11 protein-coding genes are annotated in these 10795 nt (G+C 36.7%); 5 read left to right on the plus strand and 6 right to left on the minus strand.

Annotated elements, in window-relative coordinates:
- Positions 1–109 precede the first annotated feature (109 nt).
- From BLT30_RS11680 to BLT30_RS11700, 5 genes are all read left to right on the plus strand, one after another.
- Positions 110–607 carry an RNA polymerase sigma factor gene (locus BLT30_RS11680; RefSeq protein ID WP_089873694.1) on the plus strand — a complete coding sequence of 166 codons (498 nt, stop codon included), beginning with the start codon at positions 110–112 and terminating at the stop codon, positions 605–607.
- On the plus strand, positions 591–1181 hold the full coding sequence (locus BLT30_RS11685; protein ID WP_089873695.1) for a hypothetical protein: 591 nt from the start codon (positions 591–593) through the stop codon (positions 1179–1181). Before BLT30_RS11680 ends, BLT30_RS11685 begins: the two co-directional genes overlap by 17 nt.
- Positions 1182–1418: 237 nt before the next feature.
- A complete protein-coding gene (locus tag BLT30_RS11690; protein ID WP_089873696.1) occupies positions 1419–2960 on the plus strand; it encodes a glycine--tRNA ligase in 1542 nt (513 codons plus the stop codon).
- Positions 2961–3056: 96 nt separating this feature from the next.
- Positions 3057–3854, plus strand: a complete 798-nt coding sequence (locus BLT30_RS11695) for a hypothetical protein (protein WP_089873697.1) — start codon at positions 3057–3059, stop codon at positions 3852–3854.
- A gap of 11 nt (positions 3855–3865) precedes the next feature.
- The gene (locus BLT30_RS11700; protein ID WP_089873698.1) at positions 3866–4339 is read left to right on the plus strand and encodes a YdeI/OmpD-associated family protein; all 474 of its coding nucleotides are present in this window, start codon (positions 3866–3868) and stop codon (positions 4337–4339) included.
- Between the two features lie 23 nt (positions 4340–4362).
- Here the strand turns inward: BLT30_RS11700 and BLT30_RS11705 are convergent, their stop codons facing one another.
- The 6 genes from BLT30_RS11705 to BLT30_RS11735 form a co-directional block, all read right to left on the minus strand.
- Positions 4363–4788, minus strand: coding sequence for a hypothetical protein (locus BLT30_RS11705; RefSeq protein WP_089873699.1), 426 nt, complete (start codon positions 4786–4788; stop codon positions 4363–4365).
- Positions 4789–4888: 100 nt separating this feature from the next.
- Complete coding sequence (locus BLT30_RS11710) at positions 4889–6943, minus strand: prolyl oligopeptidase family serine peptidase (RefSeq protein WP_394332205.1); 2055 nt, start codon at positions 6941–6943, stop codon at positions 4889–4891.
- A gap of 532 nt (positions 6944–7475) precedes the next feature.
- On the minus strand, positions 7476–7877 hold the full coding sequence (locus tag BLT30_RS11720; protein ID WP_089873701.1) for a hypothetical protein: 402 nt from the start codon (positions 7875–7877) through the stop codon (positions 7476–7478).
- Position 7878: 1 nt separating this feature from the next.
- Complete coding sequence (locus tag BLT30_RS11725) at positions 7879–9015, minus strand: RHS repeat-associated core domain-containing protein (protein ID WP_139166633.1); 1137 nt, start codon at positions 9013–9015, stop codon at positions 7879–7881.
- A gap of 349 nt (positions 9016–9364) precedes the next feature.
- A complete protein-coding gene (locus BLT30_RS11730) occupies positions 9365–9805 on the minus strand; it encodes a hypothetical protein (RefSeq protein WP_089873703.1) in 441 nt (146 codons plus the stop codon).
- Positions 9806–9808: 3 nt separating this feature from the next.
- Positions 9809–10795: RHS repeat-associated core domain-containing protein (locus BLT30_RS11735; protein WP_317040530.1), on the minus strand; the 987-nt coding region annotated here is incomplete at its 5' end.

The raw sequence follows: 10795 nt of genomic DNA on the forward strand, positions 1-10795 counted from the left end.
AGTAGAGATTTTCACCACAATCAATTCTTCAACAATAATAAAAAGATCATATCTTCACTAAGATTGTAACATTTTTGATTGAGTGTTCCCTAAACTATAAAAAGTACCAATGCAGAACTTAAACTTCGAAGACATTTATCACGATTACTGGAAAAAGATATTTCGTCTTTGTATGGGTTATGTGAATGATGATGATTTGGCGAAAGACCTCTGTCAGGAAACATTTGTAGCGGTTTTCCAGCAATTGCCAAAATTCCGTCAGGAAGCTGCTGTTGGAACTTGGATTTACAGAATTGCGACGAATATCTGTCTAAGGCAAATCAATTTGGAAAAACGAATGCCCAAAAGCGAACTGCCCTATCAAATCAAGGATAATTCTGAGAAAGACAACAAGCTGGAAAAAGATAAAATAACGGATTTTCTTTACCAATGCATCTCAGAATTACCCGAACTAGAAAGAATCATTATTTCCCTCGAACTCGAAGAAATGAAACAGGCAGAAATTGCTGAAGTAGTTGGAATTTCTCCAGCCAACGTCAGAGTTAAAATCCACCGAATCAAAGAAAAATTAACCGATAAATTCAGAAAATATGGAAACCAATTATAATTTTCAAGATATCTGGAAACAGAAAGAAGTCACCGCCCCCGACAGCAAATCAATTATAAAAAAAGCTAATTCTTACAAGAAAAATCAAATGCTTTTCTCCATATTTCTTTCCATCCAGCTCTTGGCCACCATTGGCGTGATAAGCTGGATCTGGATCAGTCTTTCTCATCTGTATTTTTTCACAAAAGCAGGATTAATGATGATCTTGCTAGCACTTATATTCTTCTCTTTTCTGAATCTTCAGAAAATAAATATCCTCAATAAGATCAATCCTTCGCTCAGCAATCAGGATTATCTTAAAAAAATGAAATCTTTGCAGCAAAAGCAAATATATATGCAGACAACGGGATTGAACATTTATTTCATATTGCTTTTTTTAGGAATGTGTTTTTATATGCTGGAATTTGTACAAAGAATGACACCATTCTGGGGAATTATCTTTTTCTCCACTGTTTTGGGATGGATGTTTTTTGTGTGGTTCTACATCAAACCTGTGAGAAGAAAAAAACAAGAACAGAAAATGAAAGAAGTCATTCAGTCACTGGAAAGCCTGGAAAGGGGATTTGAGGAATAAATAACCACTATACTGACCGCGCAAGTGCGGAGGGCATTGTTGGAGCTCTTTTTGTTTTTGTCATCCTGAGGCTCCCGAAAGGTGGCAAAAACAAAAAGCGACTGCCCGTAGAACGACCCGCTTGTTTTGGCTTGGGAAAAGCGATGGGAAAACAAAGGGATGCGCCCAAATCTTACAAAAATGAATGTGAAAAATTTGCTGTAAAATTCCTATTTTTGCACTTCAATTAAACTAATTATGGCAAAGCAAGAAGATGTTTTCAAAAAAGTGGTTTCCCACGCTAAAGAATATGGTTTTATTTTTCCTTCCAGCGAGATCTATGACGGACTTTCGGCCATCTACGATTACGGACAGAACGGTGCGGAACTGAAGAATAATATCAAACAATACTGGTGGAAAGCGATGGTTCAGCTGAACGAAAATATCGTTGGGATTGATTCTGCCATTTTTATGCACCCAACCATCTGGAAAGCTTCCGGACACGTGGACGCGTTCAACGACCCGTTGATTGACAACAAAGATTCTAAAAAACGTTTCCGTGCGGATGTTTTGGTGGAAGATTACTGCGCCAAAATCGAGGACAAGGAAAATAAAGAAATAGAAAAAGCGGCTAAGAGATTTGGTGATGCTTTTGATAAAGCTGAATTTGTAGCGACCAATCCAAGAGTTCTGGAATACAGGGTAAAAAGAGAAGCAATCCTTTCCAGATTGGCAAAATCTCTTGAAAAAGAAGACCTTGCGGATGTGAAAGCTTTGATCGAAGAATTGGAAATTGCCGACCCGGACACTGGCTCAAAAAACTGGACGGAAGTAAGACAATTCAACCTGATGTTCGGAACTAAGTTAGGTGCTTCTGCGGATTCTGCAACGGACCTTTATCTAAGACCAGAAACGGCCCAGGGTATTTTTGTGAATTATCTTAACGTTCAGAAAACCTCTAGGCATAAATTACCTTTCGGGATTGCTCAGATTGGTAAAGCGTTCAGGAATGAGATTGTTGCGAGACAGTTCATTTTCAGAATGAGAGAATTTGAACAGATGGAAATGCAATATTTCGTTCCGCCTGGAACCGAGCTGGAATTCTATGAACAATGGAAAAAAACGCGTCTTAACTGGCATTTGGCGCTTGGTTTGGGTGAAGAGAACTACCGTTTCCACGATCATGAGAAATTGGCACATTATGCCAATGCTGCTGCTGATATCGAGTTTAATTTCCCATTTGGATTCAAAGAATTGGAAGGTATCCACAGTAGAACAGATTTTGACCTTTCGGCTCACGAGAAATTCTCGGGTAGAAAAATCCAGTATTTTGACCCGGAAAGAAATGAAAACTATGTGCCGTACGTTGTAGAAACTTCGGTTGGTTTGGACAGATTGTTCTTAGCAATCTTCTCTAACTCTCTGAAAGATGAAGTTTTGGAAGATGGTTCCGAAAGAACAGTTTTGAGTTTACCACCAGCTTTAGCACCTGTAAAAGCAGCAATTCTTCCATTAGTTAAAAAAGATGGACTACCAGAATTCGCCGATAAGATCTTCAATGATCTGAAGTTTGATTTCAATGTAATTTTTGAGGAGAAGGACAGCATCGGAAAACGTTACAGAAGACAGGACGCCATCGGAACACCTTTCTGTATCACTGTTGACCACGATTCTTTGAACGACAACACGGTAACCCTGAGATATAGAGATACTATGGAACAAGAAAGGGTTCCTGTTTCTGATCTGAGAAGGATTATTGATGAGAAGGTGAATTTTAGGACTTTGCTTGCGAAGATTTAAGTCTTCGAGGGTCTAGGATTGACAATTTTATACTTATAGAAACAAAATCCCAATATTGAATTGGGATTTTGTTATTTTTGTGGAAATTAATCAACTATGAAAAAAATTTTATTGTATTCTCTATTTATTAGCCTTCTTTTTAACTGTTCCTCGAGAGATGAAGATGTTGTTGAGGAAGTTCCTGTTTTGCCTGTAAAACTTACTTATGATTTTGTTACTCCAGATAATATTTTTTCTTCAATTTTCACATATAAAAACAATAATGAAATTGTTGATATCACTACAACAATTAGAGATAACATTGTATATGCTAAAGAGGTTTATACATATAATAAAGATAATATAATCAAAATTGAATATTATGAGTGGAATAAGCTTACATCTATTTCGGAATTTTCATATAACAATAATCGCGTAGCTAAAAATATTATTACATATGATGATGGACGCAAAATACACTATGAATATAATTGGGTAACTGCAAATCACTTAGTGGTTGTAAAAAAAGAAACTGAACCACATGAAAATTTGGATTATTATTTCTCTGATGGAAATCTTGTAAAATACATTTATAAATATAATAGTAATCCATATGATAACTTTGGTGGGTCAACTTTTAGTTATGAATATGATAATAGCCCAAATGTCTATTCAAATATTAAAGGATTTGATAAAATTAATTTCTTAACCCATTTTTTTTCTAAAAATAATATAAGTAAAAAAACAGAAATAATAACCAATACAACAAATGGTTATACTACTACAAAAGCTGCTTATGATGATTTTAGTTATGACTATTACTCCAATGGTTATCCAAAAAAACAAACTGGAACTTCTACAAATCAACAAGGACAAACAACGACTTCCTTAAGAGAATATCAATATAATAAATAAGTTATTTTATTATGACTCAACCAATCACATTCTCCGCAGAAATCCAGCAGCATCAAGATATCGATGCAGCTTTTGTCAATTTTCCATTTGATACAGTTGAATTATTTGGCAAAAAAGGACAGGTTAAAGTCAAAGTTCTGCTTGACGATAAGGTAGAATACAGAAGCAGCCTTGCCAATATGGGTGGTGGCTGTCACAGGTTGGGATTAACCCAAGCCATCAGAAAAGAATTGGGAAAGACATTTGGAGATACCGTGGAAGTTAAGCTTTGGGAAGATAAAGAAGAGCGGATTGTCATTGTTCCCGATGATGTTCAGAAATTACTTGATCAAAACGAAAAAGCAAAAGAATTCTACGAGAAAATGTCTTACACACACAAGAAAGAATACATCCGCTGGATAGAAGAAGCCAAAAAAGAAGAAACACGAGAACGCCGGAAAATCAAAATGATAGAAATGCTTCTTGAAGGTAAAAAAGGGATTTGAAAATTATTAAATCCCTTTTATATTTACTTGACCTTTGCCAAATGGATCACATTATTCCCTTGAGAAATCAATAGTGAATCTTCTGATGCTTCTGCAGAAATTGTATTTCTTTCGTAGAGTTCTCCTGTTGGAGTGGCCTTCTTGAAGTCCAGAACATATTTCATATTATTCGCTTCAATAGTGATTGTTTTTGCCTTGCCATTGTCTATGAAAGTAGCTTTTGCCCGGCTTCCATCGCTGGCTTTATAAGGATAGGAAATCGATGTTGTTTTTTTGCCATTGACTTCTTTTTCCGCAGAAGTTGTTGTAACCGTATCGATCTTGCCATCTTTTTCTACAATTTCTGTTGTTGTAGAATAAGATTCTGAAACTTTTTTTGTGTCATTCTTTTTGCAGGAAATCAATACTAATATTGTTGCAAACCCTAAAATTAAACTGTTTATTTTCATTGGTCAAAATTTTATTTATAACTGGTCTTCCATCAAAATATTATCCAAAGACGAAAAATCCCGAAACTAATTTCGGGATTTTTTTGATATATTTTAAGAATTATTTCTTCAAAGTTTTTATTCCCATTTCGAATAAAGCAAAACTCAACAGGTCAGCATTTTCGCCGATCACCTGTTCCGTAGAACGACCTGCCCCGTGACCCGCATTTTTCTCGATTCTTAGCAAAATCGGATTGTTACAAGACTGTTTTTCCTGCAACTCAGCCCCGAATTTGAAAGAGTGCGCCGGAACTACTCTATCATCGTGATCACTGGTGATGATCATTGTAGATGGATAGCACGTTCCTGCTTTCACTTGGTGAACCGGCGAATAAGATTTTAGATAGTCAAACATTTCTTTGCTGTCCTCGGCAGTTCCATAATCGTAAGACCAACCTGCCCCAGCCGTGAATTTGTTATATCTCAGCATATCCAGGACGCCAACACCCGGAAAAGCCACTTTTGCCAGATCTGGTCTCATTGTCATCGTTGCGCCAACCAAAAGCCCGCCGTTTGAACGCCCGGAAAGCGCCATATATTCCTTCGAAGTGTAACCTTTCGACTGCAAGTATTCCCCAGCTGCAATGAAGTCATTAAACACGTTCTTCTTCTGTTGTTTCGTTCCCGCATCGTGCCATTTTTTTCCGTATTCTCCGCCTCCCCGGATATTTGGAACGGCATAGATCCCGCCATTTTCCATCCAGATGGCATTCACAACCGAGAAAGCCGGCTGAAGGCTGATATTAAAGCCGCCATAAGAATAAAGGATTGTTGGATTTTTCCCGTCAAGTTTAGTTCCTTTTTTGTAGTTGATCATCATTGGAACTTTGGTCCCATCTTTTGAGGTGTAGAAAACCTGTTCAGAAACATAATCCTCCGGATTGAATTTCACATTTGGTTTCTGATAGATTTCCGATTTTCCAGAAGCTACATTGTATTTGTAGATCGTTCCCGGAGTGATATAATTTGTAAAAGAATAGTAGATGTCCTTATCCTCTTTCTTGCCTCCAAAACCGGAAACCGTCCCTTTTCCTGGCAATGTGATTTCTCTGACCTGTTTTCCTGTCTTATCAAATTGCTTAACAAGGCTGATAGCATCTTTCATATATTTTCCGAAGAAGTAACCGCCCGCTTCAGAAATACTTAAAACATTTTCTGTTTCCGGGATCACGTCTTTCCAGTTCTCAGGACTTGGATTTTTGATGCTGACTTTTACCAATCTCATATTAGGCGCATCTTTATCAGTAAAGATGAAAAGGTCATCACCCTGCGTATCCACAATATCCGCATTGATATCAAAACCTTTGTTGATCTGGACAAAATCACCTCCGTTCTTCAAATCTTTGATGTATAGTTCGTTTCCATTGGTAGCGTTGGCCGCAGAGATGATCAGGAATCTCTGATCTTCGGAAACTCCGGCAGAAAGATATCTTCTAGGCGTTTTTTCACCACCGAAAATTAATTGGTCTTCGGATTGTTTTGTGCCTAATTTATGGAAATAGACTTTGTGCTTGTCCGTCATTCCGGAAAGAACCGTGCCTTCCTTTGGCTTATCATAGCTGGAATAGTAGAAACCTTCGTCGCCTTTCCAGGCAATCCCACTGAATTTCACATCAAGCAAAGTTTCATCGATTTGTTTCTTGGAAATGGCATCGATAATGATGATCTTGTTCCAATCACTTCCGCCTTCTGAGATAGAATATGCCGCAAGGTTTCCTTTTTTATTGAATGACAAATTAGAAAGTGAAGTCGTTCCTTTGTCCGAAAAAGTATTGGGATCAAGAAAAACCTCTGTTTGTTTGGTTTTGTTATTGGTTCTGTAAAGCACAGACTGCGCCTGTAATCCGTTATTTTTGTAATAATAAGTATAATCACCTTCTTTGAACGGTGCTCCTATTTTCTCGTAATTCCAAATATCTCTCAGTTGAGTTTTAATTGTTTCTCTGAAAGGGATTTTTGATAGATAATTTTGGCTGTAAGCTACTTCCTCATCTACCCATTTCTTGGTCGCTTCAGAATCGTTTTCCAGATCGCGGTAAGGGTCAGAAACCTGAGTTCCGAAATAGTTATCGACTTGAGTTCCTTTTATGGCTTTGGGATAGTTAGAATTTGTCATAGATTGAGCTTGGGCACCAACATAAAAAACAACGGCAGCTGTTGCAAAGATTGATTTTACTTTCATTTCTAATTTTTTGAATGTTTCCAAAATTAATGAAAATTCCTTTGTCCGTAATCTTGGAAAGCAATAATAAAATTGCTTTTTTAACTATCTGATGCCTAAAGCTATCTACTTTCAAGCTATATCGTTTTCGGGGAGGGATTAATTAGGAATGTTTTTCCTATATATTGTAGCCAATTTTGGGCTTGTTCATTTTTGCGGATGCCTTGTTGGTCTCTGCGGGTGTATTATTTATTCCTGCGGATGTCTTGTTCTGTTTTGCGGAGGCTTTGTTTATTTTGACCGAAGGCTTGTTGGATTTGGCACATGCATCATCCTTTTTGCAAGATTTCTTTTCTATTTTGAATATTCCATCACTAAGTCTGACACACCTATTATGATTCCCAATCATTTAGGATATGTTTTTTTGTCAAAAATAAACGAGAGCAGGTAATTCCTACTCTCGCTTTTAAATTTTTTAATTATTATTTTATCTGATTTCCAACTGTTTAAAATCTAAAACCATATCCATCACTAACTTTGGAACATGACCAGAGTTTTCAATAATTTCTCCAATTTCGTGATTGTTTAATAAACAAATCGCCTCATACTTCCCAATTATCTTAAATTTAGTTTTTATAACCAATAGATTTTCATCTATATATAAGTTTCCTTTTTCAAGAACAATCTTTTTATCAAGGTTTTGTTCTAAGATTTTTATATCTCTTTTAAAAAAAAGATTGAAAGCTTTAAATATGACCAATACCTTGTTATTGCTTCCAAATATCCTGCTTTTACTTAAATAAAAATTACCACTTAAAACCCGCAATATTAGTTTATTATTGCGATAAAATTCTGAATCTGTAGAATTAATTGTAACAGAATATTTCATATTACTTAATGCCTACTGTAATTTTACCCTCGATGCCTAAAAAAGCTTTTACACCGGCAGAAATTGTAATACAAGAACTGCAACCCTCCTTATTACCGGCATTAAGCCTAGATTTTAAAGATACGCCCAAAGCTTCTGCTGCGCTTCCTTTTGGTGAACTTATTATACTTTTTGCACTCCCAAAGTTAGCTTGTCCTTCTAAATTACCATTATTAGCATAATAATCTATTAAATCACTACCATTGGGTGGTATTATATCATTGGTTACATAATCTACATTTCCTCCTACCGATAATTTATTACTTAAGAATTTCACACTCCCTCCGAGAAAATTGTGTCCTTTCCCGTCTCCAGATTTGATATAACCTCCATCTTTATTGCTCCATCCGAACTTCCCAATAGTTGCCGTCCAAAAACCTCCTTCAAGAGAACCAAAGCTAGTCTTTCCTCCTAATTGGACTCCAAATGAGCTAGTTCCTTCTATTTTAAAAACAAGGCTATCCATAAAACCAGCTGCCTTGTCTAACATATCACTCCACCAACCATTGTCTTTAATCGTTATCTTATGAGCATCAACTCCATACATACTAACACTCATTCCCGAACTGTTATATCCTCCCATATCACGACCGGGTGCATTTGTCCAGTAGGTATATGAGCCACTGCCTCCACCACTCAAGAAATTAAAAAAGGATGTGAATTGCTCACTCGTCATCCCAATTTCTCCACCTGTAAAACTGCCATTTCCTGTATTCGTCCAAGAGCTGTAAGATGTTGTGTTGTCCCACATATCCTGTAACCAGTTATCACCACTGCCCTGAGTATATCTACCATCTGGGTCAAAGTTCATTGCAGGATTGTTCATCACGTAAGCATAAGGCGAGGTAGAACTGTAAGTTTCAGATAGTTTATCCATCCCGAACCATCTCCCAAGGTCAGGCATGTACTGCCGCCATCCATAATCATAGAATCCTGTCTCCTGCAGCTCCTTCCGGTTGTACTTGTGGTTCAGGAACGAACCCATCGTATCAAAGGAAGAGTCCACGCCCTGCATGTTCATCCCAAAGGGATAGTAGTCGTTCCGGTCAAGAACATCTATGCTGCCTGTATCGGGGTTTCTGGCGTAACTAAGCCTCACATTCCCCAAGTGGTACTTTGTACTGGTAAGATCTCCTTCTCTATTTTCAATTTATAAATATAAGTTTATAAACCTCCTAATTTGAAGCTCTAAAATAAAAATTATTATTGAAAAATAAAAAATAACATTTATAAATTTCACTCCATCACTAACTTTGATACACCTGTTATGATTCCCAATCATTTAGGATATGCTTTTTCTTCAAAAATAAACGAGAGCAGGTTATTCCTACTCTCGCTTTTAAATTTTTTAATTATTATTTTATCTGATTTTCAACTGTTTAAAATCTAAAACCATATCCATCACTAACTTTGATACATGACCTACCCAGGCTGTGGCAGGAAAGAAGCTAATTACCCCTCATATTATTCTCTATATTTTCAACTTGCTCTTTGTGCATTTCTCTTTGCTTGAAAATCCTTTCCCGATTAATTTGTATTGAATAAATTTCTAAGGCTAATAAAAATAGAACAATTAAAAAGAAATATAAATAATACTTAGTATGATAATTTTTAAATGTATTTAAATTTTGAAAGTCTTCCTTATATATATATAATCCTACAATGATTCCAATAGTAATACACATAAAAATGTATGCTTTTCCACTCACACCTGTAAAATCTTTATCAATTATTTGATATCCTAAGTTAAAAACGCTGTCTATTAATAAAATAAAAACAACTGTAAAAACTAATGCAGTAGATAGCTTTGTTACTATTTTTCCACTCCCCTCAGTTTTATCATAATAAATATAAATATGATAAAAAAGTAGTCTTATAAATTTAATCATTTTTTAGAATGCGGGTTTACCATTATTATAATATGTTTCATAAATTGCCATGCCTGCAAAATATCCCAGAGAAACCCAGGCTGTGGCAGGAAAAAATCCGGCAGCTCCCATCATTAAATCTACTGCGCCTCTAGTATTAGAGATATTCCCTTGTCTCATTTGATATAATGTATTAGCAATGCCAACAGCTCCAACAACTTTTCCTGCAACATTAAACACCGTTGAAGCAGTTCCTAATGCCTTCGCAGAAGTAGGTAGCTTTGTACTGATGGTCTCTGCAAAGACCTTGCTTTTTGTTATGCTGGATGGTGCGTTCCAATTTGCCAATCCTTTTTCAGCTATTGTAGAACCAGCCTGTATAATACCAGCTATAGATGTAACTTCCCTCGGATGGTTCTGAACCCAGTTAAAGGCATTGTCCATAAAATTATTAAACCCTCCTTGGTCTATCTTGGTCTTATGCTGGTCTAATCCCTGGATATTGCTACCTCCATAGCTTGCGTTAGAATTGGTCCACCAGGTCAAGTTACCTCCCTGGGCTTTCACCCCGCCAAAGGTATTTCCTCCGTTAAAGCTATTCCAGAAATTACTGATAGCACCGTTGCCAAAGTTACCTCCAAAGTCACCTAACTGGTCTGACATACTTCCAAAATCTCCACCGCTTGAAAAGTAACTAAATATCAGTTTGATGTCATTTCCTGTAAAAGTCCAGCCTGTAGAAGTTTCTTCTATCTTCATTCCATCCGGGTCAATGAACATAGCAGGATTGTTGGCTACATAGACATACGGACTTGTCATATGGTATTTCTCCGCCAATTTGTCAACACCGAACCAACGCCCCAAATCAGGCATATACTGTCTCCAGCCATAGTCATAAAAACCTGTCTCCTGCAGTTCCTTCCGGTTGTACTTGTGGTTCAGGAACGATCCCATCGTATCAAAGGAAGAGTCCACGCCCTGCATGTTCATCCCAAAGGGATAGTAATCGTT

The sequence above is a fragment of the Epilithonimonas hungarica genome (assembly GCF_900102265.1).
Classification (GTDB): Bacteria; Bacteroidota; Bacteroidia; order Flavobacteriales; family Weeksellaceae; genus Epilithonimonas; species Epilithonimonas hungarica.